The organism is Neorhizobium galegae (assembly GCF_017877135.1).
Lineage (GTDB): Bacteria > Pseudomonadota > Alphaproteobacteria > Rhizobiales > Rhizobiaceae > Neorhizobium > Neorhizobium galegae_A.
Window position 1 is genome coordinate 169,961 of the sequence record NZ_JAGIPH010000006.1, and the last position, 26,497, is coordinate 196,457.

Genomic DNA, 26,497 nt, shown 5'->3' on the forward strand with positions numbered 1-26,497 from the left:
GCGTAAAATCCTGATGACCATTGATGCCGTCGGCGGCGTCTGGCGCTATGGCATAGACCTGGCGAAGGGGCTTTCGGAGAAGGGGATCGAGGTCGTTCTGGCGGGGTTCGGCCCGCCGCCCGGCGACGACAAGCGAAAGGAAGCGGCATCCATCGGGCAACTGGTCTGGCTTAATGCACCGCTCGATTGGATGGCGACGAGCGGGGCCGAACTTGATGCCGTGCCGCGCCTCATCGGGGAACTCGCCGATCGCCATGGCGTCGATCTCCTTCATCTCAACCTGCCCTCGCAGGCGGCCGGGCTTGCCACGGATGTGCCGGTGGTCGTCGTGTCGCATTCCTGCGTCGTCACGTGGTTTGCCGCCGTGCGCGGATCGGACGTGCCGGCCGACTGGCAGTTTCACCGCCGGCTGAATGCGCAAGGCTTTGCAGCAGCCGATGCGGTGGTGGTTCCGAGCCGCGCGCAGGGCCACATGCTGGACCGCGCCTATGGTGTGATGACGAAGCTGTCGGTGGTCTATAACGGCAGTGACCTTCAGCCGCGCGCTGAACCCCGGCAAGACGTCGTATTTGCTGCCGGCCGCTGGTGGGACGAGGGCAAGAACGGCAGCGTTCTCAACGAGGCGGCAAAGACCGTGCACTGGCCGGTGCGGATGGCTGGCGCCACCCGGTCGCCAGGCGGCGATGGCATTACGCTCACCCATGCCGACGCGCTCGATGAACTGGGCCATGCCGCCACCATGGATGAGATGAGCCGGGCCGCCATATTCGTCTCTCCGTCCATCTACGAGCCATTTGGCCTGGCGGCCCTGGAGGCGGCGCGTCTTGGGGCGGCACTCGTCCTCTCCGATATTCCGACCTATCGCGAGCTCTGGGATGGTGCGGCGCTATTTGCCGATCCGGGCGATGCGCAAGGCTTTGCCCGTGCGATCAACCGGCTGATTGCGGAACCGGATCTGCGCTCATCCCTTTCCCGTCATGCCCGCGATCTATCGCGTCATTTCACCCTTGAACGGCAGGTGGACGCCATGGGCCGCATCTATGGCGATGCAGGTCTTGCAGCACCCCTCTCAGTCCCCCTGGCCGCTACTGCGGAGTAGACATGAAGTTTCTGTTTTACACCCATTCTCTCGTCTCCGACTGGAACCATGGCAATGCGCATTTTCTGCGCGGCGTCATGCGCGACCTCAAGCGGCGCGGCCACGACACACGGGCTCTCGAGCCGGAAGGCTCCTGGAGCTGTGAAAACCTCGTGAGGGACCAGGGCGAGGCACCGATTGCCGCTTTCCACGAGACTTTTCCCGATCTGACGTCCGAGGTGTACAGCGAGGATTTCGACCATGAGGCCGCCGTCGACGGTGCCGATGTGGTGGTGGTTCACGAATGGACGGATCCGGCTCTTGTCGAACGGATCGGCAAGGCCCGCCGCCGTGGCGGACGCTTCACGCTGATCTTCCATGACACGCACCACCGTGCCGTTTCGGCAGCCGGCGATATCGCCGGCTTGAGCCTTGGCAACTACGATCTGGTGCTGGCGTTTGGCGAGACGTTGCGGGAACGCTATCTGAAGGCCGGCTGGGGCGAGCAGGTGTTTACCTGGCATGAGGCCGCCGACGACACGATCTTTCGCCCCATGCCGGAGGAGGAGAAGACCGGCGACCTCATCTGGGTCGGCAATTGGGGCGATGACGAGCGCTCGGCCGAAATTTCCGAATTCCTGATCGCCCCGGCCCGCGACCTGAAGCTCTCCGCCACCGTGCGCGGCGTGCGGTATCCCGATCACGCGCTTGCCGAATTGAAGGCGGCCGGCATCGCCTATGGCGGCTGGATCGCCAATGCCGACGCGCCGCAGGCCTTCGCCCGCCACCGCATGACGGTGCATATTCCGCGCCGCCCTTACGTCGAAAACCTGCCCGGCATCCCGACGATCCGGGTGTTCGAGGCGCTCTCCTGCGGCATCCCGCTGATTTCCGCAGCCTGGGACGATGCCGAGCAGCTGTTTCGTCCGGGCCGCGATTTTCTGACCGTGGCCGATGGCAACGAGATGAAGGCGGCGATGCGCCAGGTTCTCACCGATCCGGATCTCGCCGAAGAACTGGTGGCGGCAGGCCTTGAGACGATCACGGCGCGCCACACCTGCCGCCACCGCGTCGATGAACTCCTCATCATCCTTGCCGACCACGGCACCACCGATGTCCGCGCCGCGCTCAAGACCCAGGAGACCGCCGCATGAAAATCGCCTTTTACGGATCAAGCCTCGTTTCCGCCTACTGGAACGGCGCCGCCACCTATTATCGCGGCCTGCTGCGGGCGCTCTCGCTCAAGGGCTACGACATCACCTTTTACGAGCCAGACGTCTATGACCGCCAGAAGAACCGCGACATGGACCCGCCGGACTGGGCCCGCGTCGTCGTCTATGACGGAACCGTGGAGGCGCTGAAGCGGGTGACGGCAGAGGCGGGTAAGGCTGACATCGTCGTCAAGGCAAGCGGCGTCGGTTTCGAGGACAATCTTCTCCTGTCTGAAATCCTGCGCCATGCCCGACCCGACGCGCTCAAGATCTTCTGGGATGTGGATGCCCCGGCAACGCTTGGCGAGCTGAAGGCCGACCCGTCGCATCCGCTGCATGCCGCGCTTGCGAACCTCGACATGGTGCTGACCTATGGCGGCGGCGATCCGGTCGTGTCGGCCTATCGCACCCTTGGCGCGAAAGACTGCGTGCCGATCTACAACGCGCTTGACCCGGAGACCCATCATCCCGTGGCGCCCGATCCGCGCTTTGCCGCCGATCTCGGCTTTCTCGGCAACCGCCTGCCGGACCGGGAGGCCCGCGTCGAGCATTTCTTCCTGGAGCCTGCGGCCGGTTTGCCGCGCGAGCGCTTTCTGCTCGGCGGCTCCGGCTGGGAGGGAAAGCCGATGGCCGGCAATATCCGCGCCGTCGGCCATGTGCCGACACGCGACCATAACGCCTTCAACGTGACGCCGAAGGCCGTGCTCAACATTTCGCGCGAGAGCATGGCGCAGAACGGATTTTCGCCGGCGACCCGTGTGTTCGAGGCGGCCGGCGCCGGCGCCTGCCTGATCACCGATCACTGGGAGGGCATCGATCTCTTCCTGAAACCGGATGCGGAAGTGCTGGTCGCCCGTGACGGGCAGGATGTCGCCGAGATCATGGCCGCTCTCACGCCGGAACGGGCCGCCGCCATCGGCCGCGCCGCGCTGGCGCGCGTTCTGGCCGAGCACACCTATAGCCACCGCGCCGAGGATGCCGACCGCATCTTCAAGCGCCATGCCGCACGACTGGAGGCTGCCGAATGAGCACGAAACCGCTGGATATCGTCATTCTCGGCCTTGCGCTCTCTTCCTCCTGGGGCAATGGCCACGCCACCACCTACCGTGCCCTGTTGCGCGGGCTTGGGGCAGAAGGCCACCGGGTGCTGTTTCTGGAGCGCGACGTGCCCTGGTATGCGGACCACCGCGACCTGCCCGAGCCCGACTTCTGCGAGCTCATCTATTACAGCGATATCGACGCCATGCTTGCGCAGTACGGCGCGCGGATCAGAAAAGCCGATGCGGTCATCATCGGTTCCTACGTGCCCTCCGGCCGGGAACTGATCGACAAGGTCGTGGCGCTGCAGCCGAAACTCTTCGGCTTCTACGACATCGACACGCCCGTTACGCTTTCCATGCTGGAGCGCGGCGAGGAGGAATTTCTGGCAAAACGGCAGATCCCGCTGTTCGACGCCTATTTTTCCTTTACCGGTGGCCCGATCCTCACCCAGCTGGAACGGCGTTTCGGGGCGACGAAGGCGCTTCCGCTCTACTGCTCGGTGGACGCCGACCGCTACGGCCCGACCCGCGAGGCGCCCGTCTGGGATCTCGGCTATCTCGGCACCTACAGCCCCGACCGGCAGCCGACGCTTGAAAAACTGCTGATCGAGCCGGCCCGACGCCTGCCGCAGATGCGCTTTGTCGTCGCCGGCCCGCAATATCCCGACACCATAGAGTGGCCGGACAATGTCGAGCGCATCGACCATCTGCCGCCCACCGAACATGCATCGTTCTACAGCCGCCAGCGGTTTACGCTGAACGTCACCCGCGCCGACATGATCGCGGCCGGCTGGTCGCCGAGCGTGCGGCTGTTTGAGGCGGCAGCCTGTGCTTCGCCAATCATCAGTGACGAATGGCCGGGGCTTTCGGATCTTTTGCCGGATGGCGAGGCGCTGCTGATTGCCCGCGACAGCGAGGATGTCGTGGCAGCCCTGTCCGGCATGGACGAGGGCCGGCGCCTTGCCATTGCAGAGGCTGCCCGGACCCGGGTTCTGGAAGGTCACACCGGCGTTGCACGCGCGCGCGAACTCGCAGCTGCCCTGCGGGCACTGCCCGCGTCCAGGAGATCCAGCGCTGATCATGCGCCAGAAAAAATTTCGGCATGAGGAGAGAGGAACCAGAATGCTGCAACGAACAGAACGCGGACAATTGAAGACGGTCCTGGTGGCTGGAGGTGCCGGCTTTGTCGGTTCCCATCTTTGCGATGCGCTGCTGGCCAAGGGATGCCGGGTGATCGCCGTCGACTGCTATCTGACCGGATCGGAGGCCAATATCCGGCCGCTGAAGAACCATCCGAATTTCCGGATGATCGAGAAGGATATCTGCGACCTGAAGGTGATCGATGAGCCGGTGGACGAGATCTACAATCTCGCCTGCGCCGCCTCTCCGCCGGCCTATCAGGCCGATCCCGTCCACACCATGATGACCTGCGTGGTGGGCACCGGCAATCTTCTGGCGATTGCGCAGGCGAACGGCGCCTCCTTCCTGCAAGCCTCGACCAGCGAGGTCTATGGCGATCCGGAAGAGCATCCGCAGCGCGAGGATTATCGCGGCAATGTCAGCTGCACCGGCCCGCGCGCCTGCTATGACGAGGGCAAGCGCGCCGCCGAAGCCCTGTGCTTCGACATGCTGCGCGCCGGCCGCGTCGATGCGCGGGTCGTGCGCATCTTCAACACCTATGGCCCGCGCATGGCCCCGGACGATGGCCGCATCGTCTCCAACCTCGTCGTGCAGGCGCTCTCGGGCGAGCCGCTCACCATCTATGGCACAGGCGAGCAGACCCGCTCCTTCTGCTTCGTGAGCGATCTGGTCGCCGGCCTCGTCAAGCTGATGGAGGTGGACCCCAATCCCGGCCAGCCGGTCAATATCGGCAATCCCGGCGAGTTCACCATCAACGAACTGGCCGACATGGTGCTGGCCATGGTGCCGACGCGCTCGCGCATCGTTCACCACCCGCTGCCGATGGATGATCCGCAGCGCCGGCGTCCCGATATCGACCGGGCAAAGGAACTGCTCGGCTGGGAGCCGCGCGTGGCACTGGCCGAGGGCCTGCGCCAGACGGTGGATTGGTTTTCCTCCACCATGCCCCCGGAGATCCGTCGCCGCGCCGGACTGCCCCCGATCGTCCCGTCACGGCCGCGCACAGATGCACCCTTGAGCCTTGGAGCCTGACCGATGGATGCAAGACGCGCGCCGTCGGCCGAAATCCGCCGACGGATCGAAGAACTGGGTCCGTGGTTCCACAACATGGAGATCGGCGGCATCAAGACGGCGCCGGACCATTTTCTCGGCGATTACCCGGCCTTCAAGTGGAAGGGTTTTTCCCATGTGTTGCCTGAGGATCTGGAGGGGCGAAGCGTGCTGGACGTCGGCTGCAATGCCGGCTTCTATTCGCTGGAAATGAAACGGCGCAATGCCGGCCGCGTCGTCGGTGTCGACAGCGATCCGCACTATCTGGCGCAGGCGCGCTTTGCCGCGGAACAGGCGGGCCTCGACATTCAATTCCAGCAGATGTCGGTCTATGACGTGGCAAGCCTCGGCCAGCGGTTCGATCTCGTGATCTTCATGGGCGTCTTCTACCATTTGCGCCATCCGCTTCTGGCGCTCGATCTCTTATGGGAGCATGCGGTCGGCGACCAGATGCTGTTTCAATGCCTGCAGCGCGGCGACGAGCGCGTTCCGGATCTTGCGGAAAATTACGACTTTGGCGAATGGGGCGTGTTCGACAGGCCGGATTTTCCAAAGCTGTTCTTCGTGGAAGAGCGCTACGCCGGCGATCCGAGCAATTGGTTCATTCCCAATACCGCAGCCATGGAGGCGATGCTGCGCTCGTCGGGATTCAAAATCGTCGAACATCCCGAACGGGAGGTCTACCTTTTACAAAAATGTGACCGACATTACGCCGTGGAGCCAGCGCCGCTCAGCCCATCGACCCAGTGAGCCCTTATGCAACTGTCCGTGTCCGGATCGCCCACGCAGAAATTTACCATCGGCCTGCTGCGGGGTGCTGCGGGCGCACTGATTTTCGGCATTCCCATGCTGATGACCATGGAACTCTGGTCCCTGGGCTTCAGCATGTCGCGCCAGCGACTTCTGCTTCTGCTTCTCGTCAACATCCCGCTTCTCGTGGTGCTTGCGCATCGCATCGGCTTTGAACGCACCTTTACCCTGCGCGAGGCCGTGCGCGATGCAACTATCGCCTATGGGCTCGGCATCGTCACCAGCGCTGCCGTGCTGTCGCTTCTCGGCATCCTCACGGTCGACATGCCGGCCAATGAGTGGCTGGGCAAGGTGGCGCTGCAATCGGTGCCGGCGAGCATCGGCGCCATGCTCGGCCGCTCGCAGCTTGGTGGATCGGATCCGGATGAAGACGAGGAAGAAGACGAGGAGCCGGAACCCGAGCTTTCCACAGGCTATTTCGGCGAGCTCTTCATGATGGGCATCGGAGCGCTGTTTCTCGGCCTCAACGTGGCGCCGACGGAAGAAATCATCCTCATTTCCTACAAGATGACCCCTTGGCACAGTCTGGCCGCCATTCTCGTCTCCATCGCGCTCATGCACGGCTTCGTCTATGCGGTCGCCTTTCGCGGAACGCACCAGCTGGATGAGAAGACGCCGAACTGGCATGCGCTCGTGCGCTTCACGCTGCCGGGCTATGTCGTAACGTCGCTGATCAGCCTCTACGTGCTGTGGACATTCGGCCGTCTCGACGACACGGGCTGGACGCAGGTGATGATGTCGATGGTCGTGCTCAATTTCCCGGGCGCCGTTGGCGCCGCGTCGGCCCGGCTGGTTTTATAAGGAAGCGACCACTTGACCATCACCAGCCGCAAGGATCACAGCCACCGCGAACAGCAGACGCCCGGCCCCATCGAATGGCTGGTCGGGCTCGTCTCGGCCCTCCTGATCGTCGTTTTGATTGCCTGGATGGCGCGCGAGGCGATCATGCAGGAAAGCCCGCCACCGCAGCTCGACATCGAGATCACGGGCATCGAGAAGGCCGGGCGCTATTTCCGCGTCGATTTCGCACTGGCCAACCGCTCGGACGCCACCGCCGCCGCCGTCAGAGTGGAAGGTGTTTTGCGACGCGAGGGGGCGGAGCCGGAGCGGTCGGACGTGACGTTCGACTATGCCCCGGCCCATTCCAGCACCAAAGGCGGGCTGCTGTTTGAAGGCGATCCCGCCGCCGGAACGCTGACGGTCCGGCCGACGGGCTTTGCCGAGCCCTGAGGCTCAGCCGGCCATCAGGCCAAGCTCGGGAAATGTCTTGCGCGCCTCATCGATCGACGGGCAGATGGTATCGCTGGCGTCGAGCTCGACGGAAATATTGTCGCCCACGTCGAGCGTGCCGTCGAAGATGATTGGAAGCCTTGCACCGCCCTTGCGCACCAGCGTCGCGTCATGCTTGAAGCCCTGCTTCAGCAGCCAGTCGCGCGGCGCCATGACGGAAATCCTCACACGCACGGCCTCGTCATGTTCGCGGGTGGCGACAAGCTTGTAGCCGACATTCGACTGGCCGCCGCCGACTTCCAGCGTTCCGTTGCTGGAGGCTTCCTGTAGGTGTTCGCTCATCGGACATTCTCCGTTTCGGTCAAAGGGATCTGCAGCTTAAACCGAAGCGTGCTCGTCTTTGTTCCGTAGGCGCTGGCGTTCCTCGTCGCGAAAGCCGCGCGGCGTCTGCCCGGTGCAGCGACGAAAGCAGCGGGAAAAGTAGGCGGGATCGGAATAGCCGAGACTTTCAGCGATGTGCTGGATGCTGTGGCCGGTAAAGACCAGCGCACGACGCGCCTCTTCGATCGACCGGTCCATGATCAGGTCATGCGCCGTCTTGCCGGTCACCTCCTTCACCACGCGGTTGAGATGGGTGGAGGTAATGCCGAGCATGCGCGCATAGGTCTCGACGGTCAGTTGCTCGCGGTGATGCGACAGGATCAGTTCCTTCAGCGCCCGCACCCGTCTCAAGGCAAGATCCGGCACGGAATCGCGCGGCGATGGCGCAAGCAGCCGCCCCAGCATCAGGATGACGGTTGCGACATGGGCTTCCAGGAGTTCGTCGCGGGCCGGCCGCTGCGCCTCGTATTCGGCGGCGATGCGAAAGAAGGTGGCTTCCAGATAGGCCGTATCGGGGCTTTCCGGCGAAAGCGCAATCACCATGGCATCCGACAGCGGGTTCTGCGGGCCCGCCAGATCCGCGCCCATGGGCTCCGGCACCAGCGTCAGAACCAGCCCGTCGATATCCTGCGAAAAGCGAAAGCCGTGAACCGGGCCGGGCGGCACGGCAATCACGCAGGGCGGCTTCAGCACCACCGTGCCCGAGGGCAGGAGGGCATCGCCGGACCCGTTTCGAATGTACAAGAACTGCAGAAAACTCTCATGCCGATGAAGGCCGATTTCGAAGCGATATCCGCTGCTGCGCGAGACGATCGTTTCGCAATGCACCCAAAACTCGTGCGGATCGGCGGGCTGCTCGCCATAGAGCCGGTAGGTCGGGATCGTGGACACGCGCTTGCACCTCCCCTTGCAATGTTCGATTTGTTCCAGAACGCGCCGGGAATGTCCATTGTTTGAGAGCCCTTGCGCGGGCAATTCTCCTGACAAATGCAAATTCGGGAGGATTTCGTCATCATGCGCACGCAGGTTCTTATCATCGGCTCCGGACCTTCCGGCCTTCTGCTCGGACAGCTTCTGACGAAGGCCGGCATAGACAACATCATCCTCGACCGGGTGGGCAAGGAGTATATCCTGGGCCGCGTGCGTGCCGGCGTTCTGGAATGGGGAACAGTCGGGCTGATCGACGAGGCGGGCGCCGGCCGGCGCATGCATGCCGAAGGCCTGCCGCATGACGGTTTCTCGCTCGCCTTCGACGGGCGCGATCATCGCATCGACCTTTACGGCCTCACCGGCAAGAAGGTCATGGTCTATGGGCAGACGGAAGTGACGCGCGACCTCATGGAGGCACGCGAGGCCTCAGGCGCCGTCACCCTCTATGATGCGCACAATGTTGAGCCCCATGACTTTGATGGCGCCGCCCCTTACGTCACCTATGAGATGGATGGCGTAACCCATCGCATCGACTGTGACTTCATCGCCGGTTGCGACGGCTTTCATGGCGCAAGCCGCAAGGCAGTGCCGGAGAATGCCATCCAGAATTTCGAAAAAATCTACCCCTTCGGCTGGCTCGGCGTACTCGCCGAAATTCCGCCCGTCAGCCACGAGCTGATCTATGCCAACCATCCGCGCGGCTTTGCGCTCTGCTCCATGCGCTCGCCCACCCGCAGCCGGTATTATGTGCAATGCGAACTGACCGACAGGGTGGAGAACTGGTCGGACGAACGCTTCTTCGACGAGTTGCGCCGCCGGCTTCCTGCAGAACACGCCGAGGCGATGGTCACCGGTCCTTCGTTCGAAAAATCGATCGCGCCGCTGCGCTCCTTCGTCGCCGAACCGATGCGCTTCGGGCGCCTGTTCCTCGTCGGCGACGCCGCCCATATCGTGCCGCCGACCGGCGCCAAGGGGCTGAACCTTGCCGCAAGCGACGTCTTCTATCTGTTTGAAGGCCTGCGCGAACACTATGGCGATGGATCATCCGCCGGCATCGATGTCTATTCCGAGCGCGCGCTGAAGCGGGTGTGGAAGTCCGTGCGCTTCTCCTGGTCGATGACGACGCTGATGCACCGCTTTCCCGACACCGGCGAGTTCGGCCAGAAGATCCAGGAGGCGGAGCTGGATTATCTTACCCATTCCACGGCCGCCTCCACCGCCATGGCGGAAAATTACGTCGGCCTGCCCTACTGAGGGGAGGGTGGCACGACTGCCGGAGGATCGTGCAAGAATTCCGGTGGATCAAACAAACCGAATGACGCGCCCGGGCGTTATGAAGGACAACGGCTCCCGCCCTGTGGAGCCGTTGTCGTTTCGACGACTGAGATCACTTCTACCGAAAGGTCATCACCATGGCTATTGCACGAGGCTATGCGGCAACGGATGCGTCCAAGCCGCTCGAACCGTTCACCTTCGAACGCCGCGAGCCACGCGAGGACGATGTCGTCATCTCCATCAAATATTGCGGTGTCTGCCACTCGGATATCCACCAGGCCCGCAACGAATGGGGCGGCTCGATCTATCCGATGGTTCCGGGCCATGAGGTCGCCGGCATCGTGACCGCGGTCGGTTCGGGCGTCACCCGTTTCAAGGTCGGCGATCACGTCGGTGTCGGCTGCTTTGTCGATTCCTGCGTCCATTGCGCCAGCCGCGACCTGGACACCGAACAGTATCAGCCGGGCCTTGTCGGCACTTACAACGCCTATGAGGCCGACGGCACGACGCCGACCTATGGCGGCTATTCCGACAGCATGGTCGTCAAGGAAGGCTATGTCCTCTCCATCCCGGACAACCTGCCGCTGGACCGGGCAGCCCCGCTTCTGTGTGCCGGCATCACGCTCTATTCGCCGCTTGCCCACTGGAAGGCCGGTCCCGGCAAGAAGGTGGCCGTCATCGGCATGGGCGGCCTTGGCCATATGGGCGTAAAGATCGGTGCCGCCATGGGCGCCGATATCACCGTGCTGTCGCAGAGCCTGTCGAAGAAGGACGATGGCTTGGCCTTCGGCGCCAAGGCCTATTACGCGACCTCGGACGCCGAAACCTTCAAGACTTTGGCCGGCACCTTCGATCTCATCCTGTGCACCGTCAGTGCCGAGATCGACTGGAACGCCTATCTGTCGCTTCTGAAGGTCGATGGCACGATGGTCCTGCTCGGCGTTCCGGAAAATCCGGTGCCGGTTCATGCCTTCGCGCTGATCGGTGGGCGTCGCACACTTGCCGGCTCCATGATCGGCTCGATCAAGGAAACGCAGGAGATGCTGGACTTTTGCGGAAAGCACGACATCTTGCCGGAAATCGAACTGATCGACATCAAGGACATCAACGAAGCCTATGAGCGCGTCATCAAGAGCGACGTGCGCTACCGCTTCGTGATCGACATGGCAACGCTGCCGAAGGCCTGAAACAGATGATGGACCAACGCTCCGAAGGTTTGAACGGGATGTCGCCCCGCCCCAAAACGGTGGAGGCGGAGCCCGAGGCCCCTTCGGCGGCGTTGATCTCCGTCATCGGATTGGCGGCGGGCTCGCTCGTCGCCAATATCTACTACGCCCAGCCGCTGGTGAGCGAGATTGCCGCCGATCTCGGCATCAATGCCGATCTTGCCGGCGCGCTCACCTCCGTCACCCAGATCGGCTATGGTGTCGGCCTGTTCTTCCTCGTCTCGCTTGCCGATCTCGTCGAAAACAAGCGGCTGGTGCTGATCACGCTGACCATCACCATGCTCGGCCTTGTCGCCATGGGGCTATCAAACACCGTTCTCCCCTTCGTGCTGGCCTCCTTCCTGATCGGTGTCTGCTCCACTGGCGCGCAGGTGCTGATCCCCTTCATCGCCCACCGGGTGCCGATCGCGCGCCGTGGCCGCGTCGTCGGCAATGTCATGGCAGCGGTCCTCACCGGCATCATGCTGGCCCGACCGGTTTCGCTGTTTGTCGCCGCAAGCTTTGGCTGGCGCGCCATTTTCTTCGTATCAGCCGCCCTCATGGCGGTGATCGGCCTGTCGCTTGCCCGCATGATGCCGCGCCAGCAGCCGCAAAGCGGCATGACCTATCCGCAGATCCTGGGCTCCATGGGAAGCCTCATCCGGGAGACGCCGGTTCTGCGCTGGCGCTCGCTCTACCAGGCCATCGTGTTCTGCGCCTTCAACCTGTTCTGGACGGCCATCCCGTTTGCGCTGTCCGAGCGCTTCGGCCTTGGCCAGCACCAGATCGGCCTCTTTGCGCTTGCCGGCGCCGGCGGCGCGCTTGCCGCCCCCATCGTCGGGCGGCTTGCCGATCGCGGCCTCGGACGGCTTCTGTCACTCACGGCCATGGTCGGACTTGCCGCCTTCTTTGCCGCCAGCGGCTATGCAGTCGCCGCCGGTGCCCTGGTTCTTCTCGGGGTCTGCGCCGTCCTCATCGATGCCGGCGTACAGGCCAACCAGATCGTCAGCCAGCGCATCATCTTTGCCATCGCGCCGGAAAAGCGTGGCCGCCTCAACGCCATCTACATGACCTCTGCCTTCATCGGCGGCGCCATCGGCTCGACGCTCGGCACGCTCACCTATCACGCCGCCGGCTGGACCGGCACCGCCGCCTTCGGCAGCCTGCTCGGTGTGCTGGGCGTGGTTCTGTTCCTGCTGGAACAACGGGGAAATCGCCGGGGCTGACCCTTGGCGATTGCCATCGGCCTGGGTTGGTCGATCATCCGGGGATGCCGCCCACCGGGCGACATCCTTCAGTGCTGTGGCTCAGTGCGCAATCATCAGATGGCGGACGGCCGTATAATCTTCAAGCGCGTAGAGCGACAGATCCTTGCCGTAGCCGGACTGCTTCAAGCCGCCATGCGGCATCTCGTTGCACAGCATGAAATGCGTGTTGATCCAGGTGCAGCCGTAGCGCAGCCGCGTGGCGGTGGTCATGGCGCGGGAAATGTCCTTGGTCCAGACGGATGAGGCAAGGCCGTAATCGCTGTCATTGGCCCATCTGACCGCCTCCTCCTGCTCCTTGAAGCGGGTGACGGACACGACCGGGCCAAAGACCTCGCGGCGCACGATTTCATCGTCCTGCGTGGCGCCGGCCACCACGGTCGGCGCATAGTAGAAGCCGTTCTCGCTCGCCACCGTCCCGCCGGTCACCACCTCGATATGGCTGTGTTCGGCCGCACGCGCCACAAAACTTTCCACCCGGTCGCGCTGGCGCTTGGAAATCAGCGGGCCGATCTCGTTCTGGGTGTCATCGCCCAGATTGTAGCGGATGGTGGAGACCGCGCTTGAGAGATCGGCGACGAACTTGTCGTAAATCTTGTCGGCGGCGTAGATGCGGCAGGCAGCCGTGCAGTCCTGGCCGGCATTGTAGTAGCCGAAGGTGCGGATGGCTGCGACGGCGGCCTCGATGTCGGCATCGTCATAGATGATGACCGGTGCCTTGCCGCCGAGTTCCAGATGCGTGCGCTTGACGGTCTTCGAGGCTGCGACCAGCACTTTCTTGCCCGTCGCAATATCGCCGGTGATCGACACCATGTTGATCTTCGGGTGGTTGATCAGCGCGTTGCCGGCACTTTCTCCCCGTCCCAGAACAACGTTCACCACGCCTTCCGGCAGAATCTCGGCCAGAAGTTTTGCCATTTTGAGCGCGGTCAGCGGCGTCTGTTCGGAGGGCTTGAACACCACCGTATTGCCGCCGGCAAGCGCCGGTGCCAGCTTCCAGGCCATCATCATCAGCGGATAGTTCCATGGCGCGATCGAGCCGATGATGCCGACCGGATCGCGGCGGATCATCGACGTGTGCCCCGGCAGATATTCGCCCGAGACCGGGGCCTGCAGCGTGCGGATCGCACCGGCAAAGAAACGGTAGCAGTCCACCACCGCCGGAATTTCGTCATTGCGCACCGCATGGATAGGCTTGCCGCAATTGAGCGCTTCAAGCGCTGCAAAGGCGTCGGCATCCCGCTCGATGGCATCGGCGATCGCCAGAAGATAGGCCGAACGCTCCGCGGGTGTCGTGGTGGCAAAGCGATCGAAAGCCTTTTCGGCCGCATCGACAGCCGCATCGATCTGCGTCAGCGAGGCCTCCGGCAGCTCCAGAATGGTTTCGCCGGTGCGCGGGTTGAGGATCTTTTCCTCCACCTCCGTGCCTGCGACGAAGGATGCCCCGATCAGCATGTCCGTGTTCATGATGCGCTCCCTTTTGTATGATGTTGATAGTGACGCAGACTGTCCCGTCATTTCCCGCTGCCGGCAATCTCGTCGGTGTCGCGGGTCAGGTAATAGGCGGCAAGGATGGGCAGGAAGGTGACAAGCACCACGACGACGGCAACCACATTGGTCACCGGGCGCTGGCGCGGGCGGATCAGTTCCTGCAGCATCCAGATCGGCAGGGTGGCTTGCTGGCCGCCTGTAAACGTCGTCACGATCACCTCATCGAAGGAGAGCGCAAAGGCCAGCATGCCGCCGGCCAGAAGCGCCGTTGCGATATTGGGCAGGATGATGTGGCGGAAGGTCTGGAACCCGTCGGCGCCCAGATCCATCGACGCCTCGATCAGCGAGCCGGATGTGCGCCGGAACCGGGCGACTGCATTGTTGTAGACGACCACGACGCAAAAGGTGCCGTGGCCGAGAATGATCGTCCAGAGCGAATAGGGAATATCGGCCAGCGAAAAGGCCGACCGCAGCGCAATGCCGGTGATGATGCCGGGAAGCGCAATCGGCAGGATGACCAGGAGCGAAATCGCCTCGCGGCCAAAGAAACGGGTCTGCGAGACGGCCGCTGCGGCAAGCGTGCCGAGGAGAAGTGCAATCGCCGTTGCAACGCTTGCGACCTTCACCGAAAGGGAAAGCGCCTGCCACACGTCGGGCCGGTTCCAGGCCACCGAAAACCAGTTGAGCGTCAGGCCCGGTGGCGGCCACTGGAAGCTTTTCTCTTCCGTGGTGAAGGCATAGACGAAAATGAGGAGGATCGGCAGATGCAGGAAGGCTATGCCGGCGCCGGCTGCAATCTTCAACGGCAAGCTTGCCGTGGCTTCTGTATCAGAGCGCATCGAAAGCCCCCATGCGTTTGGCAATCGCCAGATAGACGCCCATGATGACGATGGGCACCACGGAAAAGGCCGCCGCCAGCGGCACATTGCCGGCCGTTCCCTGCTGCGCATAGACGGCCTGACCGATGAACAGGCGCGACGATCCGATGATCTGCGGAATGATGTAATCGCCAAGCGTCAGCGAGAAGGTGAAGATCGATCCGGCCACCAGTCCCGGCAGTGCAAGCGGCAGAAGGACGGTGAAAAACGTCTGGCGCGGCGTGGCACCGAGGTCGCCAGAGGCTTCCACCAGCGTTTTCGGCACCCGCTCGAGTGCCGCCTGCGTCGGCAGGATCATGTAGGGCAGCCAGATATAGACGAAGACGAGGAAGGTGCCAATATAGCTGACCGAGAGCGAATTGCCGCCGATCACCGGCAGTGCCAGCACGCTGTCCAGAACAGAGGAGAGGTGCAGCCGTGCAAAGATCCAGGTGAGGATGCCTTCCTTGGCGAGAATCAGCTTCCAGGCATAGACCTTGACCAGATAGCTCGACCAGAGCGGCATCATCACGCCGAGATAGAAGAAGGCTTTCCAGCGGCCCTTCGCATAACGCGCCGCGTAATAGGCGATCGGAAAGGCGATGAAGGCCGAGGCCACCGTGACCGCGACCGCCATCACGAGCGTGCGCAGGATGATGTCGAGATTGGCCGGGTTCAGCAGCTGCCGATAGGTGTCCAGCGTCAGCTCATAGGTCACCAGACCGGAAAAATCGTCGATGGCAAAGAAGCTCTGCGCCAGAAGCGCCAAAAGCGATCCGACATAGATGATGCCGAGCCAGAGAAGCGGCGGGGTCAGCATCAGGATGAGCAGAAGCTGCGGTCGCCGCCAGAAGAGATCCGAAAGGCGGCCCGAGAGGCCCGCGCGCCGCGCGCTGATGACGCCTTGGGAAAACGCTCCGGTCATGCCGCATCGTCCATGTAATGCACATCGCCGGGCGCCCAGGTGAGCCCGACCTCCGTGCCTTGTTCCGGCACCGGCTGGCCGGCCGGCAGCATCACGCTGAGGCTGACATCGCCTGCCGTGACGCCAAGGCGGGTCGCCGCGCCGAGAAAGGCGGCCGAGCGCACATGGGCCCGCACGCCACCGTCGCGCACCAGAGAAATGGCTTCCGGGCGCAGGCTTGCACAACGCGCCTCACCGCCGAAGTACCGCATGGCGTCCGGATCGATGACATTGGAGGAGCCGACGAAATCCGCCACGAAACGGGTCTTCGGGCGATTGTAGATCTCCTGCGGCGTGCCGGCCTGGACGATCCGGCCCTTGTTGAACACCGCCACGCGGTCGGCCATGGACAGCGCTTCCCCCTGGTCATGCGTGACGAAGATGAAGGTAATGCCCAGGCTGCGTTGCAGGCTTTTCAGCTCCTCCTGCATGCTTTCGCGCAGCTTGAGGTCCAGCGCACCGAGCGGTTCATCGAGCAGGAGAACGCGCGGACGGTTGACGAGCGCGCGGGCAAGGGCGACGCGCTGGCGCTGGCCGCCGGAGAGCTGGCCGGGCTTTCGCGCCCCGTAATCCGGCAGTTTCACCAGTGCCAGCGCCTCCTCAGCCTGCCGGTGACGCTCGGCCTTGCCGATGCCCTTGACCATCAGGCCATAGGCGACATTGTCGAGAATGCTGAAGTGCGGAAACAGCGCATAGTCCTGGAAGACGGTGTTGACGTTGCGGCGATAGGGCGGCACGCCCTCGGCGGTCTCGCCAAAAATCTCGATATGGCCGCTATCGGGCTGCTCGAAACCGGCAATCAGGCGCAGACAGGTGGTCTTGCCGGAACCGGACGGGCCGAGCATGGCAAAGAACTCGCCCGGCTCGACGACAAGATCCACCCGATCGACGGCCTGGACCTTGCCGAAATGGCGCGAGACGCCGGAAAAGGAAACGGCTGCGGTCATGGAAGCTCCAGTTTTGTTGGCGTGTCCTTCATTCGCCTGCCGCCGCCACTGTCCGCCCCCGATGAAGAGACGGCACCGCGCGCCGGTCTCTCCCGCGGCGCTCAGCGTCGACAGCGGGCGCGGAGGCGTCAGGGCAGGGCGCCTCTTCCCGTTGACGGGAAGAGGCTGGCGGGCATTGCACCCGCGGGCAATGCCTCAGCGGCCGCCGATCACGCCGATATAATCGGACACCCAGCGGTGATAGGGCACGCACTCGCCCTGGCTTTCGCACTTGCTGATCGGCGTCTTCCAGAAGCTGATTTTGGCAAAATTGTCGTAGCCATTGGTCGCGCAGCCTTCGTCGGTCAGCAGCGCATTGCCCTTGCAGGCGGCGGGAACGGAGGGATTGGCGCCGAACCAGGCAGAGACGTCACCCTGCACCTTGGCCGACAGCGAGTGCTCCATCCATTTGTAGGCGCAGTTGGGGTGCGCGGCATCAGCATGCAGCATGGTCGTATCGGCCCAGCCGGTGGTGCCCTCCTCCGGGAAGGTGGAGGCGATCTTTGCCTTTTCCGCCTGCAGGAGGTTCACCTGGAACGGCCAGGACCCGGAGGCGACGACGCCTTCATTCTTGAAATCGTCGGTCTGGATCATGGCATCGTGCCAGTAGCGGCCGACCAGCTTGCGCTGGCCGCGCAGGAGTTCGAGGGCCGCCTTGTACTGGTCCTCGTTGAGCTCGTAAGGATCCTTGATGCCGAGTTCCGGCTTGTGCGCCTTCAGATAAAGTGCTGCATCGGCCACATAGATCGGGCCGTCATAGGCCTGAACGCGGCCCTTGTTGGACTTGCCGTCCGGGAGGGTCATTTCCTCGAAGACGACTTTCCAGCTCTTGGGCGCTTCGCCCTTGAAGGCATCGGTATTGTACATGAGGACATTGGGACCCCAGACATAGGGAACGCCGTAATGAACGCCCTTCACCGTATGCCAGGGCGCATTCTGCAGACGCTCGTCCAGCGTCTTCCAACTGGGGATGAGGGCGGTGTTGATCGGCTGTACGCGCTTGCCGGCGATGAGGCGCAGCGAAGCGTCGCCCGAGGCGGTGACGAGGTCAAAACCGCCTTCGTTCATCAGCGACACCATTTCATCCGAGGTGGCTGCGGTCTTCACGGACACCTTGCAGCCCGTCTCCGTTTCGAATTTCGTCACCCAGTCATAGTTCTTGTCGGTCTCGCCGCGCTCGATATAGCCGGCCCAGGCGACGATGGAGAGCGCGCCTTCACCGGCGCCGACGGCCTTCAGCGGCTCTTGCGCAATCGATGCGGTGGTAAAGCTCAGGAATACGGAAAGGGTCGTGCACGTCTTCAGGAAGGATGTCATGGAAGGCTCCCGTTCGATGTCGATTTTTCGACTTTTGTTCCCGAACGAAACCTGCGACGAAATGCGAGCCTTCGCAAATTCATTTGGCAGAACGTCGATATCGGATTTTCCGATACCTGAAGCCTAACGCCCGCGTCCGCTGCGCATGGCCTCGGCAATGCCGATGAAATCGCGCGCCGACTGGGGCAGGCTCGACCCCTTGCGCCAGACCATGCCCACCTGCACCACCGGCAGCGAGCCGGAGACATCGCGGCTTTCGATGCGGTCGCCTTCCAGCGACCAGGGGCGATAGACCAGATCCGGCAGAAGCGCGATGCCGGCGCCGGTCGCCACCAGGCTGCGCACCGCTTCCACCGAGCGGGTGCGAAACGCCACATGCGGGCGCGCGCCAAGCGCCGAGAGAAGTTTTCCGGTATTTTCCTCGATTTCATCCACCGTCAGCATGATCAGCGGCTCGCGCGCCACGTCGGTCGGCGTAATGATATCGGCCGAGACCAGCGGATGGCCCATGGGAAGCCACAGTCGATAGGGGGAGGTCTCCAGGATTTCCGCCTGCAGCGCCATGCGGTCACGCAGGTTGGAGATCACCATCACCGCCACATCCAGTTCCCCGCCGACCAGCAGATGTTCCAGATAGGAGCCGTTGTCCTCGACCGCCGAAACCTCGACACCGGGGCAGGCGCGGCGATATCGGGCCAGCAGGTCGGAAAGGACATAGCCGGCCACGAGGGAGGTGACGCCGATGTTCAGCGTTCCGCCCTCGATCTGCGTTGGGCCGGAAAAAGCGTTGCGGGCATCCGAGACGCTGGCATGGATTTTCGTGGCATGACGCAGGAACTGGTGGCCGTTATGCGTCATCGTCAGCCCGCGCGGATGGCGCTCGAACAGCTCCACCCCAAGATCCGCCTCCAGCTCCTTGATCGCTTCGGTAACGGAGGATTGCGAGATGGAGAGGTTCTGCGCCGCACGGGTGATCGAGCCCTGTTCGGCGACGGCGATGAAGAACTGCAGCTGGCGGAATGTGAAAGCCATTCCCCCTTAAAACACTGCCCGGTAGACATCAACAAGGCCGCAGAGCAGGCTCTGCGGCAAATTTTTTGAAGGGAAAGCAGCATGCCTTCCGCCCTGGACCTAGTTCGGGCTTCCCTCACGCGAGATGGGCAGAGGGGAGGACCAGGCAAAGCTCCGCTGCGTTCAGATGGCGCTTGCCGTCTTGCGGGCGATGTAAAGCGCGCGCAACTTCAGCGTCAGCGGACCTGGCTTGCCATCGCCGACCGGCTGGCCGTCGATTGACACCACCGGCAGAACGAAATTGGTGGCCGAGGTGATGAAGGCTTCCGCCGCATCCATGGCTTCATCGGGCGTAAAGGCGCGCTCTTCAAAAGCGATGCCCGCCTCTTCGGCGATGTCGAGGACGCTTGCACGGGTAATGCCGTGCAGGATCGCATGCGACAGCGGCCGGGTGATCAGCCTGCCGTCCTTGCTGATGATATGCGCGGTTGCCGAGCTTGCCTCGGTCACGAAACCGTCTTCCACCAGCCAGGCGTCGTCGGCGCCCCTGGAGGCCGCTTCCATCTTGGCCATCGACGGATAAAGCAACTGCACGGTCTTGATGTCGCGGCGCGCCCAGCGCTGATCCGGCAGCAGGGCCACCGAAATGCCGGTCGCGACCTTTGGATTGTCGAGCACCGGCTTTGCCTGGGTAAAGAGCGTCAGCGTCGGCGTGGGATCCTTGGGATAGGCGAAATCGCGGTCGGCGGTGCCGCGCGAGATCTGCAGGTAGATCAGGCCTTCGTTGAGAGCGTTGCGGCGAACGATTTCGCGATGGACCTCGAGCAGATCGTCCGGCGACAGCGGGCAGGTGATGCCGAGTTCCGTCATGGAGCGCTGCAGGCGGGCCGCGTGGCCTTCATATTCGAGCAGCTTGCCGCCGACGACGCCGGTGACTTCATAGATCGCATCGGCAAAGAGAAAGCCGCGATCGAAGATCGAGACCTTGGCATCCGCTTCCGGCAACCACGCGCCGTTGAGGTAGACAATACGAGACAAGGGAGGAGCCTTTCAGGGTGCGGGTTTGGTAAAGGGGGCAATGGTGATGCCGGCGTCGGTGAGCTTGTCGCGCAGCGCCCGTGCGGTCACTGGCGCGCCCGGCGTGTCGCCGTGAATGCAGACGGTCGCCGCTTCGACGGCGAGATGCCCGCCGTTCAGCGTCGGGATCCGGTTGTCGCAGACCATGGAGAGGACCTGATCGACGCTTTGCGAAAGATCGTGGATCACCGAGCCCTCCATCTGCCGCGGCGCCAGCATGCCGTTTTCGAGGTATCGGCGGTCCGCATAGACTTCGCAGGCAACGGCAAGGCCTGCGGCTTCCGCCGCGCGCATCGTCTGAGAATAGGGGAGGGTGATGAAGACGAGGCGCGGATCGACCGCCTTGATGGCGTTCACGCAGACACGCGCCAGCGTTTCGTCTTCGGCGGCGATATTGCCGAGCGAACCATGGGTCTTCACATGGGTGATCGGCCAGCCGAGTGCCGCCGCCATGCCCTGGATCGCGGCGATCTGGTAGATGATCTGCGCTTCGACATCTTCCGGCCGCTCGCCATAGATGCGGCGCCGGCCAAAGCCGTAAAGATCCATGAAAGAGGGGTGGGCGCCGATCGCCACGCCCTTTTCCCGCGCCGAAAGAATGGTATCGCGCATGACGCTCGGATCGCCGGCATGAAATCCGCAGGCGATGTTTGCCGTGGTGATGATGTCCATCATCGCCGCGTCGTCGCCGATCGTGTAGGCGCCGAAGCTTTCACCCATGTCGCAGTTGAGATCGATCTGAGGCATTCGGCCCATCCTTATCCTGTCGTCGGCAATCACGTCGCCAAGGGCGATATCGCCAACCTTAATCGCGCGGCAGTCTTGACATACAGTCGGTGTACTGAAATGACAAGGACGTTGTTTGCTCTGCGAATTTGCGCAGACTGAACAGATGAGAAGACAAGACACAAGGTGTAACGCCGCTCGCTTTGATTGCAGACAGGCCAAGGGCGCCGGCGGAATTGGAACGAAGAATGACCGTGCCCGATCACGCGCACCTGACCTATCCGCGCATCGCCGCAAGCGGCGACCGTGCGGTCGTCGTCGAACTGTCCGACCAGATCTGCGACGAAACGAACAGGCGTGTCGTGGCGCTTGCAGCGGCCCTGGACGCCGATCCGATCGACGGCATTGTCGAGACCGTGCCGACATACCGGTCTCTGCTGGTGTGCTACGATCCTCTGATCGTGCGAGGGCGCGATCTCTCTATCCGTCTCCTCGAGCGGCTGTCGACGATCCGTATCGACGCGGCCGGCTCCCGCCGGCTTGTCGTGCCGGTGCTGTATGGCGGCGATGCCGGCATGGATCTGTCGGAACTAGCCGAGATGAAGGACATGAGTGTCAGAGACCTCGTCGCGCTGCACGGGTCGGCGGATTACCGCGTCCACATGATCGGCTTTGCGCCGGGCTTTGCCTATCTCGGCGGCCTGCCGGAAAAACTACATACGCCGCGGCTTCCGGCACCGCGCCAGAGGATCGAGGCAAGCGTCATCGGCATCGGCGGCAAGCAGGCCAGCATCAATTCCGTGCCGGGGCCGAGCGGCTGGCGCTTTATCGGCCGCACGCCGATCCGCGTTTTCGATCCCGCCCGCAAGGACCCCTTTCTCTTGAGAGCAGGCGACCATGTCCGCTTTCGCGCCATCGAGGCGGACGAAGCCGCAGCACTCGATGCGGCCGTCGCGGACGGTGCGCCGCCGATCGAATGGGAGGAGGCATGACACGCCTGATCGTCAAACAGGCCGGCCCGATGATGTCGGTGCAGGATCGCGGTCGAAGCGGCCTCCTGCAGATGGGGGTCTCGGGCTGCGGGCCGATGGATGTCACCGCCATGCGGATCGCCAATCGCCTCGTCGGCAATGACGAGGGCGATGCGCTGATCGAGTTTGCCCATGTCGGCGGCCAGTTCGAGGTAAGCGAGCCCGTGCTCCTTGCCGTCACCGGCGGCGCCGTGTCCGTCACCATCGACGGGACACCCGTGGCCACCTGGGAGAGCTACCGGCTGGATCCCGGCCAGACGCTGCGCATCGGCGCACTCACCAATGCCGTCTGGGGCTATCTGGCATTGTCCGGCGGCATCCGCACCGAACCGGTGCTTGGCGCGCGTTCGACGCATCTGCGCTCGGCAATCGGCGGGCTCGAAGGCCGGCGCCTTTCGGCCGGCGACGTGCTGCCGCTTGGCGCAACGCAGGAGACGGCGCTTGCCGCCCCGCGCAAAATCCTGCGCAAGCCGCTGTCGCGCTCGGCGGGGCCGATCCGGGTGATCGAGGGGCCGCAGGCCGGGCATTTCGACGAGGCCGCCTGGCAGCAGTTCCTGCGCGGGCCCTTCACCGTCTCCGCCAGCCGCGACCGCATGGCCCAGATGCTCGACGGCCCGAAGATCACGGCTGCCGCCGGCCACGACGTCGTCTCCGACGGAACGGTGATGGGATCGATCCAGGTGCCGGCCTCCGGGCGCCCGATCGTCCTGATGGCCGAGCGCCAGACGAGCGGCGGCTACGCAAAGATCGCAACCGTCGCTTCCGTCGATCTGCCGCGGCTCGCCCAGGCGCTGACCGGTTGCCAGATCCGCTTCAAGCGTGTCAGCCGGGACCATGCGGAAGATCTGTGGATCGCTCACACCCGCGCTCTCGACGAGGTTCTCACGAGCCTCGATCATGGGGCCGGTGCCACGATGAGTGAAGGAGGCATGCCTTGAACAAGCCGCTCGCCAAGCAGGCCTATGGCAAGATTATCGAGATGATCCTTGCCGGGGCGCTGAGACCCGGCGACCTCCTGCAGGAAGCCAAGCTCGGCGACGAGCTTGCCATGTCGCGCACGCCGGTGCGCGAGGCGATCAAGCGCATCGAGGCGGAAGGGCTTGCCGTTCAGGAAGGCCGCTTCCTCAAGGTGAGGACGCTGACCATCCCCGAAGTCGAGGAAATCTTCTTCCTGCGCCAGCAGCTGGAAAGCCATTGCGCGCGCCATGCGACCGGCATCTCCCGCCATATTCTGGATGATCTGGAACGCCGCGTCCTGATCCTGCAGAAGGAGGGGCCGGGCGATGAGGACGAACAGCGCAGTCTCGATGACGACCTGCATCATGCGCTGGCGCGCGCTGCGGGCAACCAGATGATGGTGCGCGCCATCGGAGACCTGCGCCGGCGCACCTGCATGTTCGACCACACACAGGTTCCGGCCCGCTTTACCGTGAGCTGCCAGGAACATTTGGACATCCTTGCCGCCCTTCGCGCCGGCGAAGGCGAAAAGGCAGGCCTGCTGATGGCAGCACATATCGCGCATGCCCGCGACGCGATCCTCGCCCGCCTTGCCGCGCCTTTACAGAGACCATCCCGATGAAATGCCTGATCGTCCAGCCCATTCATAAAGCCGGCATCGCCCTCTTGGAACAGGCCGGCATCGACGCCGTCCTGTGCCCCGACAGCAGCCTTGAAACGGTAAAGCGGTTGATCGGCGACTGTCAGGCAGTCATCACCCGCGATGCGGGCCTTGGCGGTGAAGCGATTGCCGCTGCCGATCAGTTGAAGGTGATCGTCTCGCATGGGGCCGGCCACGATTCCATCGACAAGGTGGCGGCGGGCCGACGCGGCATTCTCGTCTGCAACACGCCCGGCGCCAATGCGCGCTCGGTGAGTGAACTGGCGCTCGGGCTTGCGCTCTCCGTTGCCCGGTTGATCCCGGCCGCCGATCGGGCGGTGCGCTCCGGCACGCCGGGCTTTCGCGAGACGGCCACTTTCCGCGAGCTGTTCGGCAAGACGGCGCTCGTCGTCGGCTGGGGCGCGATCGCGAGAGATCTGGCGCGGATGCTGGATATTGCCTTCGGCATGCGCATTCTCGTTCATTCGCCCCGCAGCCGCGGTGAACTGCCCTATGAGCGTGTGACGACGCTTCACGAGGGGCTTGCGGCCGCCGATCTCGTTTCCATCCACACGCCGCTTCGCGAGGAAACCCGCAACCTGTTCGACGCGGCCGCGTTTGGCGCGGTCAAACGCGGCGCGATCCTCGTCAATACGGCCCGCGCAGGCCTCATCGACGAGGCAGCCCTTGCCGCAGCCATCGCCAGTGGAACCATTTTCGGCGCCGGCCTCGACGTCTATTCGCCGGGTGCTGCGCAAGGCCCGCTCGGGGAAAGCGGCCGCGTGATCTTCACGCCGCATCTCGGCGGCACGACCGGGGAAGCGCTGGAGCGCGTGGCGGTCGCCGCCGCCTCCCATGTGCTGACGGCGCTGTCCGGCCGCCGGCCAGAAACGACCATAGAATTGCAAGCGATGGAAGGGGTGAGCGCATGAGCACCGTCATCAGGGATACGATCGACAGACTGCTCCAGCGCATCAACGCCATCAGCGATGTCGGCCCGGGCTTCACCCGCCCGTCCTACAGCCCGCTGGAAAGCCAGGCGCATGCGGTGATTGCCGAAGAAGCCCACGCGCTTGGCCTTGCCGTGACGCGCGATGCCGGCCTCAACCTCTTTGCCCGCCTGCCGGGCCGCGATCGCGACGCCCCGGCCATCCATATCGGCTCCCATCTCGATACGGTTGCCATGGGCGGCGCCTATGACGGCCAGGCCGGTGTGACGGGCGCCATGGCGCTCGCAGCAGCCTTCGTCGAAAGCGGCGAGCCGCCGCCCGTCGATCTGGTCGTGACGGTGACGCGCGCCGAAGAGAGCGTCTGGTTTCCGGTCTCCTATGCGGGCGCGCGCGCAGCCCTTGGCCGGCTGACGGCGGCAGAACTGCAGGCAAAGCGTTCCGACACCGGCCGCACGCTCTATGACCATATCCTCGAAGAGGGCGGCCGGCCGGACGATATCCTGTCCGGGCCCGGCCTTGCGCCCGCCCGTTTCATTGAACTGCATATCGAACAGGGCAATGTGCTCGACAATGCCAGGGAACCCTTCGGCATCGTCACAGGCGTGCGCGGCGGCTTGCGGTACCGCGAGGCGCGGATCGATGGCACCTGGGCCCATTCCGGCGGGCCGGCGCGCTCGGAGCGGTCCGATGCGGTCTTTGCGCTCGCCGACCTCATCGTCGGCATGGACAAAGAGTGGCAGGACGCGCTCGACCGCGGGCAGGATCTTGCCGTCACCTTCGGCCGTGTCGATGCGGCCTCGTCGGAACATGCCTTCGCCAAGGTGCCGGGGCGGGTGGATTTCTGCGTCGATCTGAGAAGCGACACCGTCGGCGTGCTCGACGAACTGGATGGCCTGTTCAAGGCGCAGATTGCAGGCATCGAGGCAGCGCGCGGCGTGCGTTTCGATCTCGGCCCGCAATCGCGCAGCCAGCCGACGAAGCTGTCGGTGGCGCTCGGCGACCAGATCGCGGCCGGCGCGGCAAGGCTCGGCTACAGCCCGCGCCGGATGCTGTCGGGCGGCGGCCATGATGCGGCAGCCTTTGCCCAGGCCGGCTGGGACAGCGTCATGGTGTTCCTGCGCAACTGGAACGGCAGTCACAATCCCGACGAGGGCATGGATCCGGCCGATCTTGCCGCAGCCGTCGAGGTGCTTCACGCAGCGATCCGCGATGGCGGCAAAGGAGGCGGTCATTGAGCGACAGGGAAACCCTTGCACAGCAGGTCTATCGCGACCTCAAGCAGCGTATCCTCGAAGGACAGCTGTCTTCGGACGAAGTGCTGACGGAACGTACACTTGCCCTGGAATCGGGTATTTCGCGCACGCCGCTGCGCGCTGCCATTTCGCGGCTTGAAAAGGAAAACGTCATTTCGCGCCTGCCCAACGGCGCGCTGATGGTGCGCCCCGTCACCATCGAGCAATTGCTGGAGATCGTGCAGGTGCGCCGGCTTCTCGAGGGTGCTGCTGCCGAAAAGGCGGCAAGCCTGCCGTTTACCGAGGAACTTGCACGATCGCGGGCGCGGATGCGCGAATTCGTGAGCGGCGACAATATCGAATTCGACCTCTTCTGGATCGACGACGACGCCTTTCACAATGCGCTCGCCCATGCCGCCGACATGCCGCTTCTCGCCACCATGCTGACCGAGATGCGCAGTATCGCGCGCCGCTGCACCATCACCCGCACCCACGATCGCTTTGACCAGCAGGCGCTGGAACATATCGCCATCATCGATGCCATCGAGGCGCGGGACGGTGCGGCCGCCCGTGCGGCTGTCGAGGTGCATTTCGACAGCGTCAGGACCCGCTTTCTCGGCTGGCTGACGCGCAATTGAGATTT

The 26,497-nt window shown here is 63.8% G+C and carries 27 protein-coding genes; 17 read left to right on the forward strand and 10 right to left on the reverse strand.

What is annotated here, in order from left to right; all coding sequences use genetic code 11:
* The first annotated feature begins 13 nt into the window (after nucleotides 1-13).
* From J2858_RS17845 to J2858_RS17880, 8 genes are read left to right on the forward strand one after another with little or no spacing between them, the layout of a single operon-like run.
* Complete coding sequence (locus tag J2858_RS17845) at nucleotides 14-1,099, forward strand: glycosyltransferase family 4 protein (protein WP_210106186.1); 1,086 nt, start codon at nucleotides 14-16, stop codon at nucleotides 1,097-1,099.
* A 2-nt stretch (nucleotides 1,100-1,101) separates the two neighbouring features.
* Nucleotides 1,102-2,232, forward strand: a complete 1,131-nt coding sequence (locus tag J2858_RS17850) for a CgeB family protein (protein WP_210106187.1) — start codon at nucleotides 1,102-1,104, stop codon at nucleotides 2,230-2,232.
* The gene (locus J2858_RS17855) at nucleotides 2,229-3,317 is read left to right on the forward strand and encodes a CgeB family protein (protein ID WP_210106188.1); all 1,089 of its coding nucleotides are present in this window, start codon (nucleotides 2,229-2,231) and stop codon (nucleotides 3,315-3,317) included. The genes J2858_RS17850 and J2858_RS17855 overlap by 4 nt, the downstream gene beginning before the upstream one ends.
* Nucleotides 3,314-4,435 (forward strand): CgeB family protein, encoded by a 1,122-nt coding sequence (locus J2858_RS17860; RefSeq protein WP_210106189.1) that lies wholly within the window; start codon nucleotides 3,314-3,316, stop codon nucleotides 4,433-4,435. Before J2858_RS17855 ends, J2858_RS17860 begins: the two co-directional genes overlap by 4 nt.
* Nucleotides 4,436-4,451: 16 nt before the next feature.
* Nucleotides 4,452-5,501 (forward strand): UDP-glucuronic acid decarboxylase family protein, encoded by a 1,050-nt coding sequence (locus J2858_RS17865; protein ID WP_210106190.1) that lies wholly within the window; start codon nucleotides 4,452-4,454, stop codon nucleotides 5,499-5,501.
* Between the two features lie 3 nt (nucleotides 5,502-5,504).
* Nucleotides 5,505-6,269 carry a TIGR04290 family methyltransferase gene (locus J2858_RS17870; protein ID WP_210106191.1) on the forward strand — a complete coding sequence of 255 codons (765 nt, stop codon included), beginning with the start codon at nucleotides 5,505-5,507 and terminating at the stop codon, nucleotides 6,267-6,269.
* 6 nt (nucleotides 6,270-6,275) lie between these two features.
* A complete protein-coding gene (locus tag J2858_RS17875) occupies nucleotides 6,276-7,130 on the forward strand; it encodes a TIGR02587 family membrane protein (RefSeq protein ID WP_210106192.1) in 855 nt (284 codons plus the stop codon).
* A 12-nt stretch (nucleotides 7,131-7,142) separates the two neighbouring features.
* Entirely contained in the window at nucleotides 7,143-7,559 is a 417-nt protein-coding gene (locus tag J2858_RS17880; RefSeq protein ID WP_210106193.1) for a hypothetical protein, read from the forward strand.
* A gap of 3 nt (nucleotides 7,560-7,562) precedes the next feature.
* On the opposite strand, the gene J2858_RS17885 is transcribed toward J2858_RS17880, so the two are convergent.
* Both J2858_RS17885 and J2858_RS17890 read right to left on the reverse strand, forming a co-directional pair.
* A complete protein-coding gene (locus tag J2858_RS17885; RefSeq protein WP_210106194.1) occupies nucleotides 7,563-7,901 on the reverse strand; it encodes a hypothetical protein in 339 nt (112 codons plus the stop codon).
* Between the two features lie 36 nt (nucleotides 7,902-7,937).
* A complete protein-coding gene (locus J2858_RS17890; RefSeq protein ID WP_210106195.1) occupies nucleotides 7,938-8,831 on the reverse strand; it encodes a helix-turn-helix domain-containing protein in 894 nt (297 codons plus the stop codon).
* Between the two features lie 123 nt (nucleotides 8,832-8,954).
* Between J2858_RS17890 and pobA the strand changes: the two genes are divergently transcribed.
* The 3 genes from pobA (at nucleotide 8,955) to J2858_RS17905 (ending at nucleotide 12,576) form a co-directional block, all read left to right on the forward strand.
* Nucleotides 8,955-10,124, forward strand: coding sequence for a 4-hydroxybenzoate 3-monooxygenase (gene pobA / locus J2858_RS17895; RefSeq protein ID WP_210106196.1), 1,170 nt, complete (start codon nucleotides 8,955-8,957; stop codon nucleotides 10,122-10,124).
* A 158-nt stretch (nucleotides 10,125-10,282) separates the two neighbouring features.
* Nucleotides 10,283-11,332 (forward strand): NAD(P)-dependent alcohol dehydrogenase, encoded by a 1,050-nt coding sequence (locus J2858_RS17900; RefSeq protein WP_210106197.1) that lies wholly within the window; start codon nucleotides 10,283-10,285, stop codon nucleotides 11,330-11,332.
* Between the two features lie 5 nt (nucleotides 11,333-11,337).
* On the forward strand, nucleotides 11,338-12,576 hold the full coding sequence (locus tag J2858_RS17905; RefSeq protein WP_245366574.1) for an MFS transporter: 1,239 nt from the start codon (nucleotides 11,338-11,340) through the stop codon (nucleotides 12,574-12,576).
* Between the two features lie 81 nt (nucleotides 12,577-12,657).
* On the opposite strand, the gene J2858_RS17910 is transcribed toward J2858_RS17905, so the two are convergent.
* The 8 genes from J2858_RS17910 to J2858_RS17945 form a co-directional block, all read right to left on the reverse strand.
* On the reverse strand, nucleotides 12,658-14,082 hold the full coding sequence (locus J2858_RS17910) for a gamma-aminobutyraldehyde dehydrogenase (RefSeq protein WP_210106198.1): 1,425 nt from the start codon (nucleotides 14,080-14,082) through the stop codon (nucleotides 12,658-12,660).
* Nucleotides 14,083-14,129: 47 nt separating this feature from the next.
* Entirely contained in the window at nucleotides 14,130-14,945 is an 816-nt protein-coding gene (locus J2858_RS17915; protein WP_210106199.1) for an ABC transporter permease, read from the reverse strand.
* A complete protein-coding gene (locus J2858_RS17920; RefSeq protein ID WP_210106200.1) occupies nucleotides 14,935-15,888 on the reverse strand; it encodes an ABC transporter permease in 954 nt (317 codons plus the stop codon). The genes J2858_RS17915 and J2858_RS17920 overlap by 11 nt, the downstream gene beginning before the upstream one ends.
* Entirely contained in the window at nucleotides 15,885-16,874 is a 990-nt protein-coding gene (locus tag J2858_RS17925) for an ABC transporter ATP-binding protein (RefSeq protein ID WP_210106201.1), read from the reverse strand. The genes J2858_RS17920 and J2858_RS17925 overlap by 4 nt, the downstream gene beginning before the upstream one ends.
* Nucleotides 16,875-17,069: 195 nt before the next feature.
* Nucleotides 17,070-18,230, reverse strand: a complete 1,161-nt coding sequence (locus J2858_RS17930; protein ID WP_210106202.1) for an ABC transporter substrate-binding protein — start codon at nucleotides 18,228-18,230, stop codon at nucleotides 17,070-17,072.
* A gap of 123 nt (nucleotides 18,231-18,353) precedes the next feature.
* Complete coding sequence (locus tag J2858_RS17935; protein ID WP_210106203.1) at nucleotides 18,354-19,262, reverse strand: LysR family transcriptional regulator; 909 nt, start codon at nucleotides 19,260-19,262, stop codon at nucleotides 18,354-18,356.
* A 162-nt stretch (nucleotides 19,263-19,424) separates the two neighbouring features.
* A complete protein-coding gene (locus tag J2858_RS17940) occupies nucleotides 19,425-20,279 on the reverse strand; it encodes a D-amino-acid transaminase (RefSeq protein ID WP_210106204.1) in 855 nt (284 codons plus the stop codon).
* 12 nt (nucleotides 20,280-20,291) lie between these two features.
* Entirely contained in the window at nucleotides 20,292-21,065 is a 774-nt protein-coding gene (locus J2858_RS17945) for a LamB/YcsF family protein (RefSeq protein WP_210106205.1), read from the reverse strand.
* A gap of 227 nt (nucleotides 21,066-21,292) precedes the next feature.
* Between J2858_RS17945 and pxpB the strand changes: the two genes are divergently transcribed.
* Genes pxpB through J2858_RS17975 form a run of 6 tightly spaced genes read left to right on the forward strand, consistent with a single transcriptional unit; the run spans nucleotide 21,293 to nucleotide 26,492 of the window.
* Complete coding sequence (pxpB, locus tag J2858_RS17950; protein WP_210106206.1) at nucleotides 21,293-22,036, forward strand: 5-oxoprolinase subunit PxpB; 744 nt, start codon at nucleotides 21,293-21,295, stop codon at nucleotides 22,034-22,036.
* Nucleotides 22,033-23,013, forward strand: coding sequence for a biotin-dependent carboxyltransferase family protein (locus J2858_RS17955; RefSeq protein ID WP_210106207.1), 981 nt, complete (start codon nucleotides 22,033-22,035; stop codon nucleotides 23,011-23,013). The genes pxpB and J2858_RS17955 overlap by 4 nt, the downstream gene beginning before the upstream one ends.
* The gene (locus J2858_RS17960) at nucleotides 23,010-23,654 is read left to right on the forward strand and encodes a GntR family transcriptional regulator (protein ID WP_210106208.1); all 645 of its coding nucleotides are present in this window, start codon (nucleotides 23,010-23,012) and stop codon (nucleotides 23,652-23,654) included. Before J2858_RS17955 ends, J2858_RS17960 begins: the two co-directional genes overlap by 4 nt.
* The gene (locus J2858_RS17965; RefSeq protein WP_210106209.1) at nucleotides 23,651-24,604 is read left to right on the forward strand and encodes a hydroxyacid dehydrogenase; all 954 of its coding nucleotides are present in this window, start codon (nucleotides 23,651-23,653) and stop codon (nucleotides 24,602-24,604) included. Before J2858_RS17960 ends, J2858_RS17965 begins: the two co-directional genes overlap by 4 nt.
* Nucleotides 24,601-25,857, forward strand: coding sequence for a Zn-dependent hydrolase (locus J2858_RS17970; RefSeq protein ID WP_210106210.1), 1,257 nt, complete (start codon nucleotides 24,601-24,603; stop codon nucleotides 25,855-25,857). The genes J2858_RS17965 and J2858_RS17970 overlap by 4 nt, the downstream gene beginning before the upstream one ends.
* Nucleotides 25,854-26,492 carry a GntR family transcriptional regulator gene (locus J2858_RS17975; RefSeq protein ID WP_210106211.1) on the forward strand — a complete coding sequence of 213 codons (639 nt, stop codon included), beginning with the start codon at nucleotides 25,854-25,856 and terminating at the stop codon, nucleotides 26,490-26,492. Before J2858_RS17970 ends, J2858_RS17975 begins: the two co-directional genes overlap by 4 nt.
* The last annotated feature ends 5 nt before the right edge of the window (nucleotides 26,493-26,497 follow it).

Bases quoted from the DNA above. Each gene is read 5' to 3' on its own strand.
- J2858_RS17845 (WP_210106186.1), top strand. From the start codon at position 14: ATGACCATTGATGCCGTCGGCGGCGTCTGGCGCTATGGCATAGACCTG.
- J2858_RS17850 (WP_210106187.1), top strand. From the start codon at position 1,102: ATGAAGTTTCTGTTTTACACCCATTCTCTCGTCTCCGACTGGAACCAT.
- J2858_RS17855 (WP_210106188.1), top strand. From the start codon at position 2,229: ATGAAAATCGCCTTTTACGGATCAAGCCTCGTTTCCGCCTACTGGAAC.
- J2858_RS17860 (WP_210106189.1), top strand. From the start codon at position 3,314: ATGAGCACGAAACCGCTGGATATCGTCATTCTCGGCCTTGCGCTCTCT.
- J2858_RS17865 (WP_210106190.1), top strand. From the start codon at position 4,452: ATGCTGCAACGAACAGAACGCGGACAATTGAAGACGGTCCTGGTGGCT.
- J2858_RS17870 (WP_210106191.1), top strand. From the start codon at position 5,505: ATGGATGCAAGACGCGCGCCGTCGGCCGAAATCCGCCGACGGATCGAA.
- J2858_RS17875 (WP_210106192.1), top strand. From the start codon at position 6,276: ATGCAACTGTCCGTGTCCGGATCGCCCACGCAGAAATTTACCATCGGC.
- J2858_RS17885 (WP_210106194.1), bottom strand. From the start codon at position 7,901: ATGAGCGAACACCTACAGGAAGCCTCCAGCAACGGAACGCTGGAAGTC.
- pobA (WP_210106196.1), top strand. From the start codon at position 8,955: ATGCGCACGCAGGTTCTTATCATCGGCTCCGGACCTTCCGGCCTTCTG.
- J2858_RS17900 (WP_210106197.1), top strand. From the start codon at position 10,283: ATGGCTATTGCACGAGGCTATGCGGCAACGGATGCGTCCAAGCCGCTC.
- J2858_RS17905 (WP_245366574.1), top strand. From the start codon at position 11,338: ATGATGGACCAACGCTCCGAAGGTTTGAACGGGATGTCGCCCCGCCCC.
- J2858_RS17910 (WP_210106198.1), bottom strand. From the start codon at position 14,082: ATGAACACGGACATGCTGATCGGGGCATCCTTCGTCGCAGGCACGGAG.
- J2858_RS17915 (WP_210106199.1), bottom strand. From the start codon at position 14,945: ATGCGCTCTGATACAGAAGCCACGGCAAGCTTGCCGTTGAAGATTGCA.
- J2858_RS17920 (WP_210106200.1), bottom strand. From the start codon at position 15,888: ATGACCGGAGCGTTTTCCCAAGGCGTCATCAGCGCGCGGCGCGCGGGC.
- J2858_RS17925 (WP_210106201.1), bottom strand. From the start codon at position 16,874: ATGACCGCAGCCGTTTCCTTTTCCGGCGTCTCGCGCCATTTCGGCAAG.
- J2858_RS17930 (WP_210106202.1), bottom strand. From the start codon at position 18,230: ATGACATCCTTCCTGAAGACGTGCACGACCCTTTCCGTATTCCTGAGC.
- J2858_RS17935 (WP_210106203.1), bottom strand. From the start codon at position 19,262: ATGGCTTTCACATTCCGCCAGCTGCAGTTCTTCATCGCCGTCGCCGAA.
- J2858_RS17945 (WP_210106205.1), bottom strand. From the start codon at position 21,065: ATGCCTCAGATCGATCTCAACTGCGACATGGGTGAAAGCTTCGGCGCC.
- pxpB (WP_210106206.1), top strand. From the start codon at position 21,293: ATGACCGTGCCCGATCACGCGCACCTGACCTATCCGCGCATCGCCGCA.
- J2858_RS17955 (WP_210106207.1), top strand. From the start codon at position 22,033: ATGACACGCCTGATCGTCAAACAGGCCGGCCCGATGATGTCGGTGCAG.
- J2858_RS17965 (WP_210106209.1), top strand. From the start codon at position 23,651: ATGAAATGCCTGATCGTCCAGCCCATTCATAAAGCCGGCATCGCCCTC.
- J2858_RS17970 (WP_210106210.1), top strand. From the start codon at position 24,601: ATGAGCACCGTCATCAGGGATACGATCGACAGACTGCTCCAGCGCATC.